Source organism: Alteribacter natronophilus (genome assembly GCF_006007885.1).
Classification (GTDB): domain Bacteria; phylum Bacillota; class Bacilli; order Bacillales; family Salisediminibacteriaceae; genus Alteribacter; species Alteribacter natronophilus.
In genome coordinates this window covers 430,391-450,987 of record NZ_VCRO01000003.1, presented here as the reverse complement: position 1 = coordinate 450,987, position 20,597 = coordinate 430,391, and the positions used below count along the sequence as shown (strand labels likewise).

Sequence of the window (20,597 nt, the reverse complement as noted above, 5' to 3'; positions counted from 1 at the left end):
ACCGCCTTTTGGCGGTCTCTTAAACTGCATTAGTTCTTTGTGACAAGATAAGCTCTGTACTCTGTGACGCCGGCTTTTTCAACGTAAACACCCAGTACCCACTGTCCATTAGGGAGATTTATGCCGTTCTGAACGGTACCATCCCAGTTGAATTCGTGGATCGGTGCCTGAACGTTTTCAAAGGAACCGATGGTATCTACAAAGCCACCAATCGTCCCGTCAGGATTGAACACGTAGATATCATACTCAATAACCTCTGCTCCCCCCGGCAGATAGGAACCGACATAGTAGGAGCTGTCAGCTTCCTTACCCATAAACGCTCCTGTTACGCGCGGGTAATCAGGCTCTCCAACAAAAAGGATTGCCGGAACTTCAATCACCTCTTCTTCGCCGTGAGTAAGGGTAATTGTCGCTTCATAATAACCCGGCTCAAGATTACTCGTATCAACCTGAACGTTCATGTTTACGTTCTGGGTTTTACCAGGCTGAACCTGCAGGTTATTGCTTGTGTTAACTTTGATTCCATCTGCTGCCTCAGGATCGTGGAATTCCACATCAATGCTGTAACGCTTACGCTCGTTTGTAAGATTTGTAATCTCAAATTTCTGTTTTTCAACCTGACGGCCTTCTTCTTTAACGAACTTACCGAAAGAGTGAGATCCCGGAGTGACAAGTGTTTCAGTTGTCAGCGCAGCAACAACTCGGATACTTCCGGCGCCCTGGGTGTTGTGAGGATAACTTTTTCCGGTTGTGGGATCAATCAGGTCTTCCGCTGTATTCATTAGTGCTGCCTTTACGTTATCTACACTCCAGTCAGGATTCTTCTCGAGAAGAAGCGCTGCAGCACCGGCAACGTGAGGTGCTGCCATGCTTGTTCCCTGAAATGCTCCGTAGCCGTGTGGATTGTCAGAATTATGGGTTGGAATAGTACTTGTAATATTCACTCCCGGCGCTGAAACATCAGGTTTAATCATCCAGGTTAATGTTACTGGACCGCGGGACGAGAAGTCTGCAACAGTTTCTCCCACCTCTTTATCGAATTCGATGTCAAAGGACACAGTGTTGTTACCGGCTTCAAGTTCGGCAAGAAGCTTTTGGCCGTCTGCAAGAGTTGTTTTTATTGTGGGTACTGCCATTCCCGGAACATCAGCGTGTTCGCCTGCAACGTTATTATAGATTATAGCACCAACAGCTCCTGCATTCTTGGCATTCGCTGCTTTATCTACAAAGGCGAAATCACCGCGACTAATGAGAGCGATTTTACCCTCAAGATCTTTTTCTTCAAAATCGGCAGGATATCCAAGACCAACATACACAAACTCATACTCCCCTTCATTCAAAGCAAGAAGTTCATCCTCATTAGGGAAGCCCATAACCTTAGCGCTTGGATACTCAACTCCCTCAGACGTGGAGATCTTAGAGTTGAACACATTATAAGGAAGTTGAGTAGCCCCTACAGAAATCGCTTCACGGGAAGTACCGGGGGAACCGACTGTCCATTTGTTAGGTCCACTGTTGCCGTTTGAAGTTACCGCGACAACGCCTTCAGCCATGGCCCAATCCAGTGCAATGGATGTTGCCCAGTCAGGGTTGTTCAGTGTGTTACCAAGTGAAAGGTTCATTACATCCGCACCATCCTGAACTGCACGCTCAATTCCTGCAACAACATTTTCAGTTGAGCCGGAACCGCCGGGACCGAGAACACGGTATGCAAGAAGAGTGGCATCAGGTGCAACACCTTTAATCTGCCCATTAGCTGCAACTGTACCAGCTACGTGCGTTCCGTGGTTGGTTGAACCGCCACGAGGGTCACCAGGAGGTGTTTCCTGTGGATCGTCATTGTTGTCTACGAAGTCCCAACCTTTGTAATCATCGAAAGCATGAGCAAGGTCAGGGTGAGTATAGTCCGTACCAGTGTCGATAATGGCAACAGTAACCCCTTCACCAGTAAAACCTTCTTCCCATGCATCATTTGAACCAATGAATGGAGCACTATCCATCATGGCAGGAGAGAAGGATTCCGAATCAATTTCCTCAAAATTCATTGCATCAACCTGATATTCCACATCCGGATACACAGCTTTAACCCCATCAACGTTTAAAAGAGCTGCGATTTTGTTCTGTGGAAGAGTAAGAGAAAAGCCGGAGAAGACGTAATCGTACTCACGATTAACCTCACTGTCTGGAGCAGCGTTATGTACGTCTGCTTTTACGTTGTTACGTACCCGCTCAAGGTTTCCTCTTGTCTGTGATTTGCCTGTCTGCTTCGCCTCTACGAGTGATGGTTCGTCCATTTCCACAATAACAGTTACTTCTTCATCAGACGACAGCTCATAGCTTCCGAACAGTTCGGCGAGCTCCAGCTCCCGTTCGCTGTTTGATGAGGCTGCAGGTACAAAGGTGGACATAACAAGAAGTACCGCCAGTACAGACAGCGTCATGCGTGACATAACCTGTTTCACTATCCATTCCCCCAAATTGTTTGTTTTGATGAAACCTGTCCCCAAATCAATCTCCTTTCTTCGTTATTTCGAACACTTATAAAATTTGACCTTAAAAGTAAAAGTTCCTTGGGAAAATAGTACTAAAATTGTGAATATTATAAAATTATTTAGCGCATTATATCGCTCTTTGGGAAACGGAGCATAAAAAAAGCCCTCCTTAAAGGAGAGCTTTCGACTTAATCATCCTGCTTTTTAAGTTTTAAAATCGTTCCTGTAGTGGCGTCGACTAGAAATTCAAAGGCGTGGAGCTGGCCGTCGATGGTGCATGAAACACCGCCCCGGTAGACGGAGTAAGTCAGGTTATCGTTATGGAACTCTTCGGCCATCATGTGGATCCAGGAGCCGTCGATGGAGCCGAAGTCCCTCATTCTCCGTTTAACAAGTTTTAACGCACGTTCAGGGGAAAGGCTGCAGTCGCTCTGATCACACTGTTCTTTTACGAGCCAGGCAGCAGCGGCACCGACTGCCACACCAGTGATAAAACGTTTCCAACTCATAAGATTCACCATCCTGTTCAATTATCATCTGAAGTTTCTGCTCCTAGTATAGCGAATGAAGAAATAAATGCCAAATTCTGTGGCTGTTTTTTTCCGTAAGGGAGAAAACGGGGGCAAATCAAAATATTTATTTCGGGCGCCGGAAAAAGTGGAAGTCTTCTTAACATTTCGTTAAGATAGAAGGAGCGATACATAATCGAATGGTCATGAAGGGAGATTTTAAGATGAATCAGGAAACATATCAGATGTTTGAAACGCTCACGCAGCTTCCGGGAGCACCGGGAAATGAGCATCAGGTGCGCAAGTTTATGAAAAGCGAGCTTGAAAAGTACAGTGACGAAGTAATCCAGGACGGTCTCGGCGGTGTGTTCGGTGTGAAAAAGGGTGACACGAACGGTCCGAAAGTTATGGTTGCCGGACATATGGACGAAGTCGGTTTTATGGTTACCCAGATTACGGATAAAGGCCTGATCCGCTTTCAGACTCTCGGCGGATGGTGGAGCCAGGTGCTTCTTGCCCAGCGTCTTCACATTATTACGGAAGACGGGCCGGTGACAGGAGTGGTGGGATCCATTCCTCCACACCTTCTTGATGAAGCCAAGCGCAAAAAGCCAATGGACATTAAAAATATGTACATTGATATTGGTGCCGATGACAAAGCAGATGCAGAGCGGATTGGTATCAGACCCGGTCAGCAGATCGTGCCGGTATGTCCGATGGAACGCATGGCAAACGAGAAAAAGGTACTTTCCAAAGCGTGGGATAACCGCTACGGCTGCGGGCTTGCCATTGAACTTTTAAAGGAACTTAAAGACGAGTCAACACCGAACATGCTCTACTCCGGTGCCACGGTGCAGGAGGAGGTTGGTCTTCGCGGTGCCCAGGTTGCTGCGAACATGATCAAGCCTGATATTTTCTATGCCATGGATGCAAGTCCTGCCAACGACGCATCCGGTGAAAAAGATCCGTTCGGCAAGCTCGGTAAAGGAGCCCTTCTCCGGATTTTCGACCGGACTATGGTGACCCACCGCGGTATGCGTGAGTTTATTCTCGATACTGCAGAATCCAACAGCATCCCGTACCAGTTCTTTATTTCCCAGGGTGGAACTGATGCCGGCCGCGTCCACATCTCCAATAACGGCGTACCGTCAGCTGTTGTGGGGATCTGCTCACGCTATATCCATACTTCTGCATCCATTATCCATGTGGATGATTACGAAGCTGCGAAGGAACTGATCACCACCCTTGCCCGGAAAACAGACCGTGCAACGGTGGAGGCGATCCGCTCAAACGTATAACATCGAGGCTGTCCGGGATGCGATTCCGGGCAGTTTCTTTAATTAGAGCTGTCTTCGGAAAGATTGTTGTTTTATTCCGCTGCAGGCGGACGCTTTCCGCGGGCAGGGCCTCAGCCGGCAGAGTAGTTATCATGCTTCTTCCTCTGCCCGAAACGCTCTGACGCGTCTGCGTCGAAGCAGCTCGAAGCGAACTCACGATGTAAACACTCGTCCCTGCGGGGTCTTCTGCTCCTGGTCTTCCCGCCGGAGTCGCCGCCTTTCGCTCTATAGTTAATTTGATCAATAGCAACAATCTATACGAACATAGCCTTAATTAGAGAGGGAAGTGATTAGAATGGACTTGTTCGTGGCATCCCGAAACCCCGCAAAAATCGCGTCAGTACGCCGGGTCTTTAACCGGGAAGACCTGTACAATATTATTCCCCAGTCTGTCCCGTCAGGGGTAGGTGATCAGCCTTTTTCCGATGTGGAGACACGGACAGGGGCAGTAAACCGGGCAAAAGCACTCGTTCGGGATTTTCGTGCGCCTGTGGCAATTGGTCTTGAGGGCGGGGTGACGGAAATCGGGCAGGAGCTGTACCTCTGCAACTGGGGTGCGCTTGCCACTGCCGAAGGTGATCTCTTCATCGCAGCCGGAGCAAGAGTTCCGCTTCCTGAGGAGGTTGCATCAGGTCTCAGAGCGGGTAAAGAGCTCGGGGATGTTATTGACACGTACGCAGAGAAGACAGGTGTACGCTACAAAGAGGGGACGATAGGAATTTTAACAGCCGGGGCTGTAGCCCGGGACGAAATGTTTGCCCACATCGTCCGGCTCCTTTATGGGCAGTGGCAGCGCAGCACTGAAGAATAACCAACCTGCTCTTCTAAAAAAATCAGATCAAAAAGCCCCTCCATGCAGCTGGAGGGGCTATTAAGATTGGTGTTTACTTCTCTTCAAAGATATAGCTGATTGCCTGAAGGGCCTGATCGACATTTTCCACCGTCACGTTGGCTTTGTTGGACAGCTCTTTAAGGGGATGGTGGAGATCTTTCGGTCTTACAATAATAAGCGGCTTGTTCATGGCCAGGGCGGCTGAGGCATCCATGGCACTGTTCCACTGCTTGTATTTTTCACCAAAGAGGGCAATGACGAGATCTGATTTTCCGAGAAGTACCTGCGTGCGGAGGTTGTTAAAATCAGAGGCGGCATCGTCTTTCGCGATGGAATCGGGCTGTTCCCCGAGAATTTCCTCTCCAATATCATCGGAGCGGTCGTGGTTTTCCATCGGGCCTGTAAAATTCAGTGGAAGGTTCTTTTCTGAAGCTTTTGTTTTAACTTCGTCGCGCCAGTCGTCGTGGATCTGTCCTGCAAGGTATACAGTTAATTCCATTTGGCTCACTCCTAAAAAACATGATTTGTTCTCCTGCTATTTTACCTTTCCCGCAGTTTTTTTCCAAAAGATAGGCCCGGAAAACCTTACCTCCTGAAAAAAGGTTGCCATTCCAAACTGATCAGGTATACGATATTTACTGGGAACGACTGAAGGGAGCTGGAATTGTGATGCTGAAATACAAGGCAGTGGCAGTTTTGCTGGCGGTTATGGTGACGACAGCTGCAGGCTGTTCATTTATGGAGTTAACCGGGGAAGAACGGGCTGAACGTGCGCTTGTGGAAAATCTTTCGGCCGCTCCGGCAGATATAAATTACAGTAATGATTATTTTTCCATTTATAAACCTGACTCCTTAAACGTGGAGTATGAAGATTCCTATAACCTTGAGCTTGAAGGGGAAGACCGGACATACCTCGTTTTTCTGGGTGATCAGGCAGGCTACGAAAATAAGGGAGAGATGATGGAAGCCAACGGAATTGAAGGCACACCTGAACTGGCTGAGATTCGTACAGGGGACGAGGACAGCGGTTATGTTGTGTTCGATGAACTGGACGAGGATACGGTGAAAGTAATTACAGGGATCAACGGTGTAAAAGGAACGGTCATTACATCGAAGGACAGAACCGGTGCCGAGGCAGAGCTTCTGTTTGAAATGGTAAACTCTGTACAAACTAAATAAAACTCCGATAGAATAAGGGGAGACTCTTATTCTTTTTTTTAAGCTGTTTTCGGAAAGATTGTTGTTTTATTCCGCTGCAGGCGGATGCTTTCACCACAGGCACAAGTGCGACATCCGATCATGCTTCACGGTGTCTTCTATGCCGCGGACATCGCTTCGGCCAGGCAAATTCCTGCTTCTTCCTCTCCCAGTTAAGCTCCGGAGCCGGCTCCGTCGAAGCAACTCGAAGATTAGTCACGGAGTAAACGCTCGTCGCTGGAGTCGCCGCCTTCCGCTGCATTTAATCTGGTCAATAACAACAATCTATACGAACACAGCCTTTTTTTAAAATTGATTCCGTTGTTTTCCTGGTTAGAGGGGTTGTAAAAGCGTTCGCCTGATACCATTAATGACAGAGGAGACTGTACATAACAATGACTTCGTTTTTCAGGAAAAAGGGGGTTCAGCCCTCTTTTAAGACCTATGTAATTGACGCCCTGAGTTTCATGGCTCTCGGTCTGTTTTCCTCGCTGATTATCGGCCTCATTCTCCAGACTGCCGGAAATCAGCTGCTTGCAGCCGGGGCCGGGGGCGTGATTGACCGTTTTGCAGGATGGCTTGCAGGCACGGGGGAACTGGCTATGAGCCTTATGGGGCCGGCGATCGGAGTGGCTGTTGCATATGGGCTTAAAGCCCCGAGACTCGTTATTTTTTCGGCTGTCATTACCGGAGCCGCTGGAGCAGATCTTGGTGGGCCTGCAGGAGCATTCGTGGCAGCACTGCTCAGTGTGGAAGCCGGGAAGCTCATTTCCCAGGAGACAAAGATTGATATTATAGTTACGCCATTAGTCACCATCGTAACGGGAGTGGCAGCAGCAGCATTTATTGGACCCGGCATTCAGACTGCCCTGGAACAGTTCGGTGCCATGATTATGTGGGCGACGGATCAGCAGCCATTTATCATGGGCATTCTTGTTGCGGTTATGATGGGACTGGCACTTACAGCCCCGATATCCAGTGCAGCCATTGCCATTATGCTCGGGCTTTCCGGTGTGGCAGCCGGAGCTGCTGCTGTGGGGTGTGCGGCCCAGATGATCGGTTTTGCAGTGAGCAGCTACCGGGAAAACCGATGGTCGGGCCTTGTGGCACTCGGTATCGGCACATCGATGCTGCAGATTGGTAACGTGGTCAAAAACCCATGGATTCTTCTTCCGCCGACTGCTGCAGCTGCCATTCTTGGTCCTGTTTCCACGGTTGTGTTCAGGATGGAAAACCTCCCTGCCGGTGCCGGGATGGGAACGAGCGGGTTTGTGGGGCAGATTATGGCTTTTGAAGCGATGGGCTTTACAATGAACGTTCTGCTCATTGTCCTGTTTATGCATTTTATTGGACCGGCCGTACTCAGTCTTTTATTATCAGAGTGGCTGCGGAAACAGGGAAAGATTGCTTTTGGAGATATGAAAATTAACCAGTCCTAGGGGGTATGTAAAATGAAAGCCGTTCAGACAAAGGAACAGCTGAATGAAGTGAAGCAGGAAGACGGAGCCGTTCTGTATTTTACAGCAGGATGGTGCCCGGACTGTGTCGTCATTGAACCTGTTTTGCCGGAACTTGAAGACAAGCACGGGGATCTCAGCTTTTACAAAGTGGATCGGGATTCTTTTATTGAAGAGTGTCAGGAAAACGACATTTTCGGTATACCGAGCTTTCTTGTTTTTAAAAACGGGAAAGAAGTACACCGGTTTGTAAGTAAGGATCGTAAAACGAAAGAGGAGATCGATCAGTTTCTTACAGAGGCGGCAGCCAGGTAAAAGCCTGAAAAAAAGGCATGGGAAAAGGGAACAGCCGCCGGGAAATTATCGTGGACTGAGGCAGGGGAAGGGTTGAGGACTCCGGCTTCAGTCCCTTTTCTTTGTATCAGACCCTGCCCGTGTTAAACTTGTTTTTGAAAGTGAGTGAAGTCAGGAGGAACGGAAATTTATGAAACCTTTAGCGATCAAGCGGTTACTGGATGAACATCTGAGCAGTGATCCCTTTATTACGTCTTTTGACAGGGAAAAGGAAATCTATAGAATCATGGACAGCGAGACGAAGAAAGGCATCAACGTTTCTCTGGGTCCATTAAGTGATAAGTTTAAGAAAGATGAAGATAAAGCACTTGAGGAAGTTCTTCATTATATCCGGGAAGGCATTGCGGCCCTGACGGCAAAAGTACAGCTAAGGGGCAATGAGAACCGGATTTTCCCGGTTATAAGACCGACCTCGTTTGCAGAGGAAACAGCTGAGGGAGACAGGCTCCTCACAAAGGAGCATACGGCGGAATCTCGTATCTATTATGCGCTCGATCTCGGGAAAACGTATGTACTCCTGAGTGAAGCCCATCTTTCGGAAGAAGGGACGACGGAAAAGCAGGTGGAAGAAGCAGCGCTTTTTAATCTGAGATCCCTGAGCCACACAATGAAAACCGATACAGTAGCAGGGAATACCTTCTATTTTATCAACACAAACGACGGGTACGATGCGAGCCGAATTCTAAATGAAAACCTGCTGAAGGAAATGGATGAAAAGACAGAGGGCCAGCTCACTGTCTCGATTCCTCATCAGGACGTTCTCATTTTTGGAGACATGAAGAATGAGCGTGGTTATGACGTTCTCGCCCAGATGGCTTTCTCGTTTTATGCCAAGGGCACTTCACCGATCACAGCTCTGTCCTTTATGTACGAGGACGGCGAACTGGAGCCTGTATTTATCCTTGCCCAGCGAAAACCGAAAGACAAGTAACGCTATGAAGCATTATCACGGCCGGAAAGGTGGAACTGCGCCTTTCCGGTCTTTTCTGTTGTCCATCAGTAACAGTGAAATTACGCTGCTGCCGGACGCATGGCCCGGAACCGGAGATCCGGCAGCCCGAAGACAAATCAGGACAGGGTATTTCAAATTAGGATAAGGAAGCCGAAATCAGGCCGGGAACAAATGGGGACAAGGCGGTTTCACGTCGAGCGATTACAGCTGTATTACGGCGATTGGGCCTCCGGCACCATGTCTTTTCTGTTAAAATAGGAATACCTCAGAAAAGAACCATCAGTCAACGAATATAGTGAGACAGCGAGAAAAAAGGTTGTGATGAAATGGGATTTGATTTTCAGAAAATGATGAACCAGGTAAAAAACCTGTTCAGTACCGAAGAGGAAGAAAGTCAGGCGGCTGGCAAACAGCAGAAAAAGCCTTCAGCGAAGAAAAAGTCCGACTACAGACAGGGGACGAGTATTCACTTTGATAAAGGAGAGGAACCGAAAGTTCTTCACCAGTATCCCAGGACAGGGGCTTTCCGCTTTCCGGTCGTGAAAGATCACGAGCCGATTGGAAAAAATGCAGAGGAACGCAGTGAGCCTGAAAAGCAGCCTGAACAAAAGAGTCGTCAGCCCCGTCAGGAGCCGGTAAACGAAAACAGGGAATCGGAATCCCACTCTGAACAGCGCACCCAACTTCAGTTTGATCAGAGCAGCGGGACCGGCAACAGTGAAGTTAATAAGGCCTGGGCATACTCACAGCCGCAGCAGGAAGCCCATTCCGGCTACATAGAAAAGCAGAAGTTTGCGGGCCAGAATTTCTCAGTGCGCCAGATTCCCTCACCGATCTTCGGTTTTGGAAAACGGGATGAAGATACACTTCAGAAATACAGGGAAGACGTACTCAATGAATTTCTGGAGCTTGAAGGTCTGGTTACGCCGGGTGATTCGGATGACGGGATCAGCGGGGAGGAAAATCAGGAACCGGAGAGAAGTACTCCTTCAGAGGATGAATATCGCGTTATTGCAGATGAAGAGCATGACGTGGAACAACCCGATTTCGCCGAAGAAAGCGCAGCGGCAGCAGAGACGGAGAGTCCTGCAATTGTTCCTTCGGTTCGGGAAGAAGAACCAGGCGACTTTCACGAACAGGAAAATGACAACCCGATCAGTTTTGAAGTAACGGCGGAAGAAGAGGCAGAGGAACAGACAGAGGAACAGGTTGAAAGCCCGGAAAGCGTTACGCCTGCTGACTCCGGTGAAACAGAGGAACCGGCTGCTGAAAAGAACCTGACGGAGGAAATCGTCGATCAGGAGGAAGAGGATCAGGAATACACCTCCATTGAAGAAAAACTGAACAGAACCAGTCGTGAGTCCACTGCTGTTCTCGCTTCAGGTGACAGTGCCGGGGACGATTCCGGTGCAAATGTTAATGAAAGCAGGGAGCTTTCATATACTAATGACACAGCGGCGACTCACGAAAAAGAAGCGGAGGCGCGGGAGGCAGTTCGCCGTGAAGCACCTGCCGGCATGAAGGAAGAAAAAACGGCACCACGCAAGCCGGTGGAAAAGAGCGGGCGGAAATCAGATGCAGGCAAACCGTCAGCCCTGCCGTATAACGTTCTCATGTTCCAGCGTGACCGTGTAAAACAGGAGCGACGGGAAAAGCAGAACAGAGGAAAGGGAGCCCTGCCGGAGCTGCACCTCCTTGAAGTGCCGCCGGGCAGGACACAGGAAGATGATGAAGCCCTTTCGGCACAGTCCGCCCTGCTCGATCAGACGCTCTCGTATTTCAGCGTGAAGGCGAAAGTAGTGAACGTAACCCGGGGCCCATCTGTTACGAGGTTTGAAATTCAGCCTGAACCTGGAGTGAAAGTAAGTAAGATTACCAACCTTCAGGATGACATCAAGCTCAGTCTTGCAGCGAGGGATATACGGATGGAAGCACCGATTCCCGGTAAAAACACAATCGGAATTGAGGTGCCGAACCAGAAAGCTGATCCTGTCTTTCTCCGTGAAATCCTGAAAAGTCCCGCCTACCTCAAGAGTGAATCACCATTAACTGCGGGACTTGGCGTTGATATTTCAGGCCAGCCGGTTGTCACTGATCTGCAGAAAATGCCTCACGGGCTCATTGCAGGTGCGACAGGTTCCGGTAAAAGTGTGTGCGTCAATGCCATTCTCCTCAGTCTGTTGTACAAAGCTTCTCCTGAGGACGTGCGCATGCTCCTTATTGACCCAAAGATGGTGGAACTGGCGCCGTACAACGGCCTGCCCCATCTTGCAGCACCGGTAATTACCGATGCAAAAGAAGCAACCCTTGCCCTCAAATGGGCCGTGGAAGAAATGGACCGCCGATACGAACGCTTTGCCGAAACCGGGGCGAGAGATTTAACGCGTTATAATAAGAAAATGAGGGAACAGGGGAAAGAAGATCAGGTTTTTCCATACCTTGTTGTCGTTGTGGATGAACTGGCAGATCTGATGATGGTATCTCCACAGGAAGTTGAGGATGCGATCTGCCGGATAGCCCAGAAAGCAAGAGCATGCGGGATCCACCTTCTTGTTGCTACGCAGCGTCCGTCCGTGGATGTCATTACAGGTCTGATTAAGGCAAACATTCCAACCCGGATCGCTTTTTCCGTATCCGCCCAGACCGATTCCAGAACCATTCTTGACACTTCCGGAGCCGAGCGTCTGCTTGGACGGGGCGATATGCTCTTTCTTGGTAACGGGGAATCAAAAGCAGTGCGACTTCAGGGAGCCTTTGTTTCCGACGATGAAATCGAGCGGGTAACTGAGCACGTGAAAAAGAGCGGCCCGCCGAGATTTCTGTTTGAGAAGGAAGAACTTTCCGCCAGGGAAACAGAAGAAGCCGACGATCCCCTGTTTGAGGAAGTCTGCCGCTTTATCGTTGAACAGGAGGCAGCATCAACCTCGCTCATCCAGAGACGATTCCGGATGGGCTTCAACCGGGCAGCCCGGATGATTGATCTGCTTGAGGATAGAGGGATCATTTCGCCTGCTAAAGGAAGCAAACCCCGGGATGTTTATCTGACAAAAGACGAATTGGAAGAAAGTTTTGCTGAAAAAGGGTAAGATAAGACTACACACATCATATAAATTTTTATACAATATGGTGTAAACGGGATTCATTCCCGTTTTCTTTTTCCTCTGAGCTTCCAATTAATATTGCACGTTCCGTAACATGATGAACGAAGAAAGGTAACAAAATAACTAGTCTGAGGAGGGATTCACATGGAGCACCTTCCATTAGTAAGTCTAGTACAATTTGTTTCACCGGACTGGCTTCGAATGTTAAAGGAAGAAGAGCAATCCCAGCTGATTGTCGTCCGTGACGGCATCAGGCGAGTAAGCGAAGAGGATCTGATTGAGATTGTCGAAGCTGTCATTAAAGAAAAGCGTCAGCATGCAATATATCACTAGGAGACTGCTACTGCACCGGTTCGCCGGAGGACGGCCGGTGCGGGCACTCTCTTTTTTTCAGAAAGAGGAGCCGTTATATGAGTGAAAAGGAAATTTACCAGAAGCTTCAGGGCCGGATAAAAAGGCTTACCAACAAAACATTTAAATTTGACGAGCGGATTGGAGACGGATGGTTCTCTGCCGTTTATTTCCTGAAAACACGCGAGATTGCGGAGAAACACAAACCGGATAACGAAATTCTCATGCAGTTTTTTCAGAAGAAACATGCTGTTCTCTGCGGAACGGATGAAGTGCTTGCCCTTCTGAAGACTTTTGCAAAGAATCCGGAAGAACTTGAAGTTCATTCCCTGGAAGATGGCGATCGTATTGAACCGTTTGAAACGGTCATGACCATTAAGGGGCCGTATCAGAATTTCGGTTACCTTGAAGGTGTTATTGACGGAATACTTGCCCGAAGAACTTCTGTGGCAACCAATGTTTACGAGGTTGTGACAGCTGCCAAATCCGGCGGAACGGACAAGCCGGTCATCTTCATGGGGGACCGAGACGATCATTACACGCAGCAGTCAGGTGACGGCTATTCAGCATACATAGGCGGTTCTAAGGCACAGGCGACACATGCCATGAACGAATGGTGGGGAAAAAAGGGAATGGGGACAATGCCGCACGCTCTCATTCAGCTTTTTAAAGGCGACATTGTGGAAGCGTGCCGTGCGTATCAGGAAACCTACCCTGAAGACGATCTGATGGCACTTGTGGATTACAATAACGATGTGATTACCGATTCACTAAGAGTGGCGAGGGAATTCGGTGACACCCTTAAAGGTGTCCGGGTGGATACATCCAATACACTTGTGGACAAGTATTTCACAAGAAATCCGGACCTGCTGGGTACTTTTGACCCGCGTGGGGTTAATCCGAAGCTGTTGTTCGGACTCAGGGAGGCCCTTGACAGAGAGGGATATCAGCACGTAAAAATTGTAGCCTCCGGCGGGTTCGATGCCGACCGGATTGCCCGGTACGAGGAAATGAATGCACCGGTTGATATTTACGGTGTCGGGAGCAGCCTGCTGAAGCTGAACGTGCCATTTACAGGAGATAATGTACTCCTGAACGGTGAACACGAGGCCAAGCTCGGCCGCAAATACCGGCCAAATGCCCGCATGGAACGTATATATCTGAACGAAAATAGTATTGAAGATTGATTTAAACAGGAAACCGGAGGGCTGCAGGAATGTGCAGCCCTTTCCTGTTAGTTTCGGAAAGGAAGGTTGTCATGGCAAAAAAGAAAACCTCCTTTGTAGTTGATTTTAATGAGATGAAAAAAAAGAAGCAGGTGAAAACGGAGGAAGCACTTAACGAAGTGTACAGTCTTTTTTTCTCCTTCATTGACAGGAAGGCCAATCTCCGTGAAAAGGTGAGGGCAAAAAAGCTGTTTGCCCACAAGGTGAACTGGCCGGCAGACCAGGAGTTTGACAGCTGGGTTCAGCTCCATTTTGAACACTGGTTTGCTTTTGATTATGTAACGGTAATCGGATCACGGATGTTTGACCTGTTTGTCCGGGAGTATAAAGAAAAACTCAGTATACCGATGCTTGAATTATGCGGTCACCTGATGCTCATGTCCCTCGAACCTGTGTTGATAGAGAAATGGGAAGCTGAGGACGGAATTACGGTGAAGCGTCTTGCCACGGGGCGGAGGACAGTCGTACATCCTTTTTTATCACCCTTTCCTGCTGAGGAGGGCGATCTTGTATTTATGCGGATTCTTCCTGCAGGTTTTCAGGAATTTGCGGCAGGGCCATTTTTCACTGTCTCCAGGGAAGACAGGGACCGGATTATGACGCAGCTTGAGGCAGTCAGTAATACCGGGGAGAAAGGGCATTCTCCCGGTGTAACAAGGTACATGAAGGAATATGGAATTGATTATCTCCGCTATGCTGTACGCACACAGTAAAAAACATTGCAAATAAAAGTTTCATACAGGTGGAAACTGGAAAGAGAAATATTAGTACAATGAGCGGTTTGCGGCATGAAAATAGTGCGATGGTTGAAGTAGCCTCTTTTTGCTATAATGTACAGGTATGTTTTGAGGCGATTCCCGAGACAAGCCGACAGGCATATAATGTAACGATTTATTCGTGAAAATTCGGGCGCCATTGAAGTGATTACTCAATTTTGGAGGTCCAGCTATGACTATGTTTCATTTTATCGGAATAAAAGGCTCCGGGATGAGTGCGCTGGCACAGATTCTCAGTGATATGAAATATGACGTGCAGGGGTCTGACGTGGAGAAAGTGTTCTTTACGCAGAAGCCTCTGGAGAAAAAGGGAATTCCCCTTCTTCCATTTGACAAGAGCAACATTCGGGAAGGCCAGACGATTATCGCTTCGGCTGCCTATGGTGAAGACCACACGGAAGTGCAGGCTGCCTCCGGGAAGGGTCTGGAAGTCAAGCCCTACCCTACGTTTCTCGGAGAATTCATTCAGCAGTTTACGAGTATTGCCATAACCGGTTCCCATGGGAAAACGTCCACAACCGGCCTGATGTCCCACGTTCTTCAGCGGGCTAAGCCGACATCCTTTTTAATCGGTGACGGTACAGGGAAAGGGGAGGAAAACAGTGAGTACTTTGTGTTTGAAGCATGCGAGTACCGCAGACACTTCCTTCATTATCACCCGGACTATGCTGTCATGACGAATGTGGACTTCGATCACCCGGATTATTTTAAAAATGCGGAGGATGTTTTTTCTGCATTTCAGGACATGGCGAAACAGGTGAAAAAAGGGATTATTGCCTGTGGAGATGACGAGTACCTTCAGCAGATCGGAGCCCCGGTACCGGTTGTTTATTACGGGTTTGGCGAAGACAACGATTTTCAGGCTAAAAACGTCAGAACGGATGCAGAAGGAACACATTTTGATGTGTTTGTACGCGGTAATGCATATGGAACCTTTACAATTCCGGGATACGGCAATCATCACGTACTGAATGCACTCAGTGTGATTGCTCTCTGTGATTACGAAAATGTCGATATGACTCTCGTAAGGGAACAGCTGAAAACGTTCGGCGGTGTGAAAAGGCGTTTCAGTGAAAAAACGTTTGGTGATCAGGTGCTCATTGATGATTACGCCCATCACCCTACTGAAATTGCGGTTACCATCGACTCCGCCAGACAGAAATATCCCGACCATGAAGTGGTGGCCATATTTCAGCCCCACACGTTCACACGAACAAAAACCTTCCTTGATGACTTTGCAGAGAGTCTGAAAGAAGCAGATCAGGTGTATCTCTGTGACATTTTCGGGTCTGCCCGGGAAAAGGAACAGAGCCTTACTATTCAGGATCTTCAGGAGCGGATTCCCGGTGCAGTCGTGGTGGACGAAGATTCAGTTAGCCAGCTTCACCGTCACGAAAAAGGCGTCCTTCTTTTCATGGGAGCCGGAGATGTTCAGAAATTCCAGAATGCCTATGAAAAAACTGCAGCCAATTAAAAAGCAGATTTCATAAATAATAAAAAAAAAGGCTGGAGCAGCTAAGGCACTCCAGCCTTTTTTAGTAGTATGGTGAGTTGTATTATTTGGATACTGCGGATAAAAATTAAGCTGTTTTCGGAAAGATTGTTGGTTGATTTCGCAGCAGGCGCTGCTCAGGTTTCGCAATTCCTCGAGCTGCGATAATCAGCGGGTCAATACATCGACGTGAGGCTTATTTAAGATTTTCCGGGTTAAGAGGTTTCAGGTCCTCTGTTACGAAACGGCCGTTTTCACGAATAAGCTCACCGTCGAAGTAGATGTTTCCCCCGCCATATTCCGGACGCTGAATGCATACAATATCCCAGTGGATAGCGGAATCATTGCCGTTGTAGGCATCCTCATATGCCTGCCCGGGAGTGAAGTGGAAGCTGCCGTCTATTTTTTCGTCGAAGAGAATGTCCTGCATCGGATGCTTGATGAATGGGTTTACGCCGATGGCAAACTCTCCGATATAGCGGGCACCTTCGTCAGTATCGAAGATTTCATTGATTTTCTCCGTGTCGTTGGCTTCTGCTTTTACAACCTTGCCATCTTTAAACGTGAGTTCAATATTTTCGAACGTGAATCCCTGATAGGGGGAAGCCGTGTTGTAGCGAATCGTTCCGTTAACTGAATCGCGGACTGGTGCAGCATACACTTCGCCGTCAGGAATATTAAGTTTACCGGCACATTTGACAGCCGGAATGTCCTTAATGGAAAATGTAAGGTCGGTTCCTTCACCGGTGATCCGGACCTGGTCAGTGCTGTTCATACGTTCCACCAGGGCATCCATGGCCTCGCTCATTTTACTGTAATCGAGGTTACATACGTCAAAATAGAAGTTTTCAAACGCTTCGGTACTCATTTTGGCCAGCTGGGCCATTGAAGCACTTGGATAACGCAGCACTACCCATTTTGTTTTCGGAACCCGGATATGACGGTGGACCTTTGTACCGACGGTTTTGGAATGGAGGCTCATTTTTTCGGCAGGTACGTCCGCCAGCTCATTAATGTTGTCTCCTGCCCGGAGACCTATGTAGGCGTCCATCTTTTCCATTTGATAGGCTTCGATGTCTGCAGTCATGTTCTGCTGGTCGTTTGAAGCGCCGTTTAAAAGGGTACGGTTTATCTCATGATCCTTTAACAGCACCTGGGGGTTACCGCCTGCAGCATAGGCTTCCTCCACAAGGGCTTTTACAAGTTCTTTCTGAATACCGAAATTTTCGATCAGAATATTTTCACCTTTTTGCAGGTTAACGGAGTAATTAATCAGGTTTTTGGCTAATGTTTGAATACGGGGATCTCTCATGTACATTTCCTCCTTATAGTTTTCAGCTGTGATTATGCAGGTTACAGCATTTATTTTACCCGTCAGACAGGAGAACGTCCAATTACGATGTTCATTTTAGTGGAGGAAATCCGCAGGAAAATGTAGAATAATGTTTACAGAGCCGGTTCAGGCAATGCAGGAGGTGCTTTATTAAATGGAGTGGTTATTATACGTCAGTGCAGCGATCGCTGCGATTGCTTTTGCCGTCCTGGTCATTTATGTGATCGGCACGCTGAAAGCTGTCAGTAAGACTCTGGATCGCGTATCCACGACAGTCGAAGGAATGGAGAAGCAGGTTGATGGTATTTCCAAAGAGTCCACCGTGTTATTACATAAGACGAACCTGCTTGCAGATGATATTCAGAGGAAGTCGGACTCTTTGAATGGTGTGTTTGATTCCGCCAGGGAGCTTGGCGATTCTCTGAAATCAGTCAATACATCTGTGAAAAGAATGTCAGATGCGATTAATCAGAAGGCAGGTGAGAATTCCGAGCAGGTTGCCCAGACGGTAAAATGGGCTAATGTGGCTATGGGAGTCTGGGAAAAGTGGAAAGTTAAGCGTGAAAAAGAAGCCCGTGCCCAGGCACAGGCTGAACAGCAGACCAAATAAAGAGGAGAGGGAAAACAAATGAGCGAACAAAATGAACAGAACAACATCAATGCAAAAGATTTTCTTATTGGTACACTTCTCGGAGGTATTGTTGGAGCTTCCACGGCACTTTTGCTCGCACCTAAATCCGGCCGTGAACTCCGGGAGGATCTCAATGAAGGTGCCAAAATGGCCCGTGAAAAAACAACTGAATTTGCAAGTACTGCAAAGGAAAGTACCTCTAACTTTGCGCAGAGTGTTTCCGATCAGTCCAATTCTCTGGTTGAACGGGTAAAGGAACTTTCCCGTTCTGTCAGAAACGATGTAGATGAACTGACCGGTTCGGCTGAAAACCTGAGTGGTGATCTTCAGAGTGCCGGAGAGGAAATTGCCGAAAGCGTAAAAAAAGAAGTGGAAGAACTGCAGCGCTCCGTTGAGCAGCTGGTTAAGGAAGTAGAAGAAAAAGAACGTGCAAAACGTGAAGAAGACGACTGAAAAAGGAGCGGCCCGAATGAGTCTTACAAAGATTGAAACAGTCACACAGTGGGATGACCTGTCCAAGTCGGAATCCCGTTTCGTGTTTTTAAAAAACAGCACCACCTGTCCGATCAGCACCCAGGCTTTCAATGATACAGAAGCGTTTGCAGGGGAACATCCGGACGTGCCTGTGTATTACCTGAACGTACAGGAATCCCGCTCTCTTTCAGGGGAAATCGCCGAGCGATATGAGGTCAAACATGAATCTCCCCAGGCATTTCTCATCGAGAACGGTGAAGTTAAATGGCACGATTCCCACTGGAATATTACCAAAGATAACCTTGCTGCAGTTTGGAACAAAAATTAGCAGACGGTGCAGACAGGATGAACCCGCCTCTTTAATGAGGCGGGTTTTTTGCTGTTAAAAAAAAACGGATCCTGGGGATGGATGTGATGTGTTAAACGAGGTGAAGCTTTCTGCAGTTTTATTCAAAAACATTTTTTCTCATGCGGAGTTTCACTCCGGCAGTGAGACTCCTGGGGCAGACGGGGCCAGGGAGAGACCCCGCAGGGCGGTAGCCCGGGGAGGCTTCCCGGACCGCCGCGGAAAGCGAACGTACGGTGTGGAGCGGAGCATAATAAGAGCCCGTCAGCACTTTTGTTTTCTGCTGGACTTCGGCTACTGGCTGAAAATGTTTTAACAGTTATGAAAGGCCGCCCTTATGCCGGGTACGCTGTCAGAGTTACAGGAACTTGTTTTAAAGACGTGCATACACTGATTTAATACGAAATAATCGGAAATGTCCGCCGTGAAAACTTTAACGCTTAAAAGCGTCTAAGTTTTAAAGATAAAATGGGTGACATGAAGGACGGGATCGTTTATAATAGTCCCTAATCGTCAGGAATAAGATCAACATGATTAATGGAGAGGAGTTATCACCTATGGGTAACGAACAGCTAGAAGAGTTGAGAAAAGAGTTAGATGAGGTAAATCTGCAGCTGGTGGAGCTGCTGAATGAGAGAGCGAGACTCGCCAAGGAAATCGGGCAGGTCAAAAAAGCCCAGGGCCTTAATCGTTTTGATCCTGTTCGGGAACGTAAAATGCTCGATATGATTACGGAAGTAAATAAAGGGCCCTTTGAAACATCCACCCTACAGCATATTTTTAAACAGGTTTTTAAGGCCAGTCTTGAACTTCAGGAAGACGATCATAGAAAAGCACTTCTTGTCTCCCGTAAACGCCAGGCCGACGACACGGTTGTGGAAATCAATGGTGAACGTGTCGGGGATGGACAGCAGCGCCTGATTGCAGGTCCATGCTCCGTTGAAAGCTACGAGCAGGTTGAGACTGTAGCCGCCGCACTGAAGAAGCAGGGTGTGAAATTTCTGCGGGGCGGTGCATTTAAACCGCGCACATCCCCTTATGATTTCCAGGGTCTTGGAGAAGAAGGGCTGAAGATTCTCCGCAAAGCAGCAGACAAGCACGGTCTTGCCGTCATCAGTGAAATCGTTAATCCCGGTGATATTCCAATGGCCGTTAAGTACGTCGATGTTATTCAGATTGGCGCACGGAACATGCAGAACTTTGAACTCCTGAAAGCTGCAGGTTCGGTCGATACACCAGTACTTCTGAAGCGTGGGCTCAGTGCCACGATTGAGGAATTCATGAATGCTGCCGAGTACATTCTTTCAAAAGGAAACAGAAACGTCATGCTCTGTGAACGGGGCATTCGCACGTATGAAAAAGCGACACGAAACACACTTGATATTTCAGCTGTGCCGATCCTGAAGCAGGAAACGCACCTGCCTGTATTTGTTGATGTAACCCACTCTACAGGGCGCAGGGATCTGCTTCTTCCTACAGCGAAAGCGGCGCTGGCAATTGGAGCTGACGGAGTCATGGCGGAAGTTCACCCTGACCCGGCCGTAGCGCTGTCAGATTCCGCCCAGCAGATGGATATCGGCCAGTTCGAGGAATTCATCAGCAAACTGAAGGAGTCGGGTCTCTACAAACCGCAGCTGGAGGAGAAATCAGCTGTTGAAGGGTAAACAAAGAACTGCACCGGTCAAATGACCCCGGTGCAGTTTTTAAATTGCTCTTATTTCCGCACCCCGGCGATGC

At 48.2% G+C, this 20,597-nt stretch carries 19 protein-coding genes; 15 read left to right on the top strand and 4 right to left on the bottom strand.

Annotated features, from left to right (window positions below; genetic code table 11):
- Positions 1–29 precede the first annotated feature (29 nt).
- Together FGB90_RS12140 and FGB90_RS12135 are read right to left on the bottom strand one after the other, a co-directional pair.
- A complete protein-coding gene (locus tag FGB90_RS12140) occupies positions 30–2,462 on the bottom strand; it encodes a S8 family serine peptidase (protein WP_306419235.1) in 2,433 nt (810 codons plus the stop codon).
- 218 nt (positions 2,463–2,680) lie between these two features.
- Positions 2,681–3,001, bottom strand: a complete 321-nt coding sequence (locus FGB90_RS12135) for a PepSY domain-containing protein (RefSeq protein ID WP_138811102.1) — start codon at positions 2,999–3,001, stop codon at positions 2,681–2,683.
- 224 nt (positions 3,002–3,225) lie between these two features.
- Here FGB90_RS12135 and FGB90_RS12130 point away from each other — a divergent pair, with 224 nt between their 5' ends.
- Both FGB90_RS12130 and FGB90_RS12125 read left to right on the top strand, forming a co-directional pair.
- On the top strand, positions 3,226–4,299 hold the full coding sequence (locus FGB90_RS12130; protein WP_138811101.1) for a M42 family metallopeptidase: 1,074 nt from the start codon (positions 3,226–3,228) through the stop codon (positions 4,297–4,299).
- 334 nt (positions 4,300–4,633) lie between these two features.
- On the top strand, positions 4,634–5,149 hold the full coding sequence (locus FGB90_RS12125) for a DUF84 family protein (protein ID WP_138811100.1): 516 nt from the start codon (positions 4,634–4,636) through the stop codon (positions 5,147–5,149).
- A gap of 73 nt (positions 5,150–5,222) precedes the next feature.
- Here the strand turns inward: FGB90_RS12125 and FGB90_RS12120 are convergent, their stop codons facing one another.
- The gene (locus tag FGB90_RS12120) at positions 5,223–5,669 is read right to left on the bottom strand and encodes a YtoQ family protein (protein WP_138811099.1); all 447 of its coding nucleotides are present in this window, start codon (positions 5,667–5,669) and stop codon (positions 5,223–5,225) included.
- Positions 5,670–5,839: 170 nt separating this feature from the next.
- On the opposite strand from FGB90_RS12120, the gene FGB90_RS12115 reads away from it, so the two are divergent.
- The 9 genes from FGB90_RS12115 to murC all read left to right on the top strand — a co-directional run bounded on the left by FGB90_RS12115 (position 5,840) and on the right by murC (position 16,058).
- Positions 5,840–6,349, top strand: a complete 510-nt coding sequence (locus FGB90_RS12115; protein WP_138811098.1) for a hypothetical protein — start codon at positions 5,840–5,842, stop codon at positions 6,347–6,349.
- A 413-nt stretch (positions 6,350–6,762) separates the two neighbouring features.
- Entirely contained in the window at positions 6,763–7,806 is a 1,044-nt protein-coding gene (locus tag FGB90_RS12110; RefSeq protein WP_138811097.1) for a PTS sugar transporter subunit IIC, read from the top strand.
- A gap of 12 nt (positions 7,807–7,818) precedes the next feature.
- Positions 7,819–8,139, top strand: coding sequence for a thioredoxin family protein (locus FGB90_RS12105; protein ID WP_138811096.1), 321 nt, complete (start codon positions 7,819–7,821; stop codon positions 8,137–8,139).
- Positions 8,140–8,308: 169 nt separating this feature from the next.
- On the top strand, positions 8,309–9,109 hold the full coding sequence (locus FGB90_RS12100; protein ID WP_138811095.1) for a DUF1444 family protein: 801 nt from the start codon (positions 8,309–8,311) through the stop codon (positions 9,107–9,109).
- 347 nt (positions 9,110–9,456) lie between these two features.
- Positions 9,457–12,216 (top strand): DNA translocase FtsK, encoded by a 2,760-nt coding sequence (locus FGB90_RS12095; protein WP_246056161.1) that lies wholly within the window; start codon positions 9,457–9,459, stop codon positions 12,214–12,216.
- Between the two features lie 159 nt (positions 12,217–12,375).
- A complete protein-coding gene (locus FGB90_RS12090; protein ID WP_138811094.1) occupies positions 12,376–12,564 on the top strand; it encodes a hypothetical protein in 189 nt (62 codons plus the stop codon).
- Between the two features lie 77 nt (positions 12,565–12,641).
- The gene (locus FGB90_RS12085) at positions 12,642–13,769 is read left to right on the top strand and encodes a nicotinate phosphoribosyltransferase (RefSeq protein ID WP_138811093.1); all 1,128 of its coding nucleotides are present in this window, start codon (positions 12,642–12,644) and stop codon (positions 13,767–13,769) included.
- Between the two features lie 71 nt (positions 13,770–13,840).
- Positions 13,841–14,521, top strand: a complete 681-nt coding sequence (locus FGB90_RS12080; RefSeq protein ID WP_138811092.1) for a hypothetical protein — start codon at positions 13,841–13,843, stop codon at positions 14,519–14,521.
- Between the two features lie 235 nt (positions 14,522–14,756).
- Positions 14,757–16,058 (top strand): UDP-N-acetylmuramate--L-alanine ligase, encoded by a 1,302-nt coding sequence (gene murC, locus FGB90_RS12075; protein WP_138811091.1) that lies wholly within the window; start codon positions 14,757–14,759, stop codon positions 16,056–16,058.
- 214 nt (positions 16,059–16,272) lie between these two features.
- On the opposite strand, the gene FGB90_RS12070 is transcribed toward murC, so the two are convergent.
- A complete protein-coding gene (locus FGB90_RS12070; protein ID WP_138811090.1) occupies positions 16,273–17,388 on the bottom strand; it encodes an aminopeptidase in 1,116 nt (371 codons plus the stop codon).
- Between the two features lie 175 nt (positions 17,389–17,563).
- Between FGB90_RS12070 and FGB90_RS12065 the strand changes: the two genes are divergently transcribed.
- The 4 genes from FGB90_RS12065 (at position 17,564) to FGB90_RS12050 (ending at position 20,524) form a co-directional block, all read left to right on the top strand.
- Complete coding sequence (locus FGB90_RS12065; RefSeq protein WP_138811089.1) at positions 17,564–18,019, top strand: DUF948 domain-containing protein; 456 nt, start codon at positions 17,564–17,566, stop codon at positions 18,017–18,019.
- An 18-nt stretch (positions 18,020–18,037) separates the two neighbouring features.
- Complete coding sequence (locus FGB90_RS12060; RefSeq protein ID WP_138811088.1) at positions 18,038–18,493, top strand: YtxH domain-containing protein; 456 nt, start codon at positions 18,038–18,040, stop codon at positions 18,491–18,493.
- 16 nt (positions 18,494–18,509) lie between these two features.
- The gene (gene ytxJ / locus FGB90_RS12055) at positions 18,510–18,842 is read left to right on the top strand and encodes a bacillithiol system redox-active protein YtxJ (protein WP_138811087.1); all 333 of its coding nucleotides are present in this window, start codon (positions 18,510–18,512) and stop codon (positions 18,840–18,842) included.
- 575 nt (positions 18,843–19,417) lie between these two features.
- Positions 19,418–20,524: a bifunctional 3-deoxy-7-phosphoheptulonate synthase/chorismate mutase gene (locus FGB90_RS12050; protein WP_138811086.1), complete on the top strand. Its 1,107-nt coding sequence runs from the start codon at positions 19,418–19,420 to the stop codon at positions 20,522–20,524.
- The last annotated feature ends 73 nt before the right edge of the window (positions 20,525–20,597 follow it).

Coding starts and splice junctions, on each gene's coding strand:
- FGB90_RS12060 (WP_138811088.1), top strand. CDS start 18,038: ATGAGCGAACAAAATGAACAGAACAACATCAATGCAAAAGATTTTCTT.
- FGB90_RS12110 (WP_138811097.1), top strand. CDS start 6,763: ATGACTTCGTTTTTCAGGAAAAAGGGGGTTCAGCCCTCTTTTAAGACC.
- FGB90_RS12080 (WP_138811092.1), top strand. CDS start 13,841: ATGGCAAAAAAGAAAACCTCCTTTGTAGTTGATTTTAATGAGATGAAA.
- FGB90_RS12115 (WP_138811098.1), top strand. CDS start 5,840: ATGCTGAAATACAAGGCAGTGGCAGTTTTGCTGGCGGTTATGGTGACG.
- FGB90_RS12105 (WP_138811096.1), top strand. CDS start 7,819: ATGAAAGCCGTTCAGACAAAGGAACAGCTGAATGAAGTGAAGCAGGAA.
- FGB90_RS12050 (WP_138811086.1), top strand. CDS start 19,418: ATGGGTAACGAACAGCTAGAAGAGTTGAGAAAAGAGTTAGATGAGGTA.
- FGB90_RS12085 (WP_138811093.1), top strand. CDS start 12,642: ATGAGTGAAAAGGAAATTTACCAGAAGCTTCAGGGCCGGATAAAAAGG.
- FGB90_RS12100 (WP_138811095.1), top strand. CDS start 8,309: ATGAAACCTTTAGCGATCAAGCGGTTACTGGATGAACATCTGAGCAGT.
- FGB90_RS12095 (WP_246056161.1), top strand. CDS start 9,457: ATGGGATTTGATTTTCAGAAAATGATGAACCAGGTAAAAAACCTGTTC.
- FGB90_RS12130 (WP_138811101.1), top strand. CDS start 3,226: ATGAATCAGGAAACATATCAGATGTTTGAAACGCTCACGCAGCTTCCG.
- FGB90_RS12125 (WP_138811100.1), top strand. CDS start 4,634: ATGGACTTGTTCGTGGCATCCCGAAACCCCGCAAAAATCGCGTCAGTA.
- murC (WP_138811091.1), top strand. CDS start 14,757: ATGACTATGTTTCATTTTATCGGAATAAAAGGCTCCGGGATGAGTGCG.
- FGB90_RS12065 (WP_138811089.1), top strand. CDS start 17,564: ATGGAGTGGTTATTATACGTCAGTGCAGCGATCGCTGCGATTGCTTTT.
- FGB90_RS12120 (WP_138811099.1), bottom strand. CDS start 5,669: ATGGAATTAACTGTATACCTTGCAGGACAGATCCACGACGACTGGCGC.
- ytxJ (WP_138811087.1), top strand. CDS start 18,510: ATGAGTCTTACAAAGATTGAAACAGTCACACAGTGGGATGACCTGTCC.
- FGB90_RS12090 (WP_138811094.1), top strand. CDS start 12,376: ATGGAGCACCTTCCATTAGTAAGTCTAGTACAATTTGTTTCACCGGAC.
- FGB90_RS12070 (WP_138811090.1), bottom strand. CDS start 17,388: ATGAGAGATCCCCGTATTCAAACATTAGCCAAAAACCTGATTAATTAC.
- FGB90_RS12135 (WP_138811102.1), bottom strand. CDS start 3,001: ATGAGTTGGAAACGTTTTATCACTGGTGTGGCAGTCGGTGCCGCTGCT.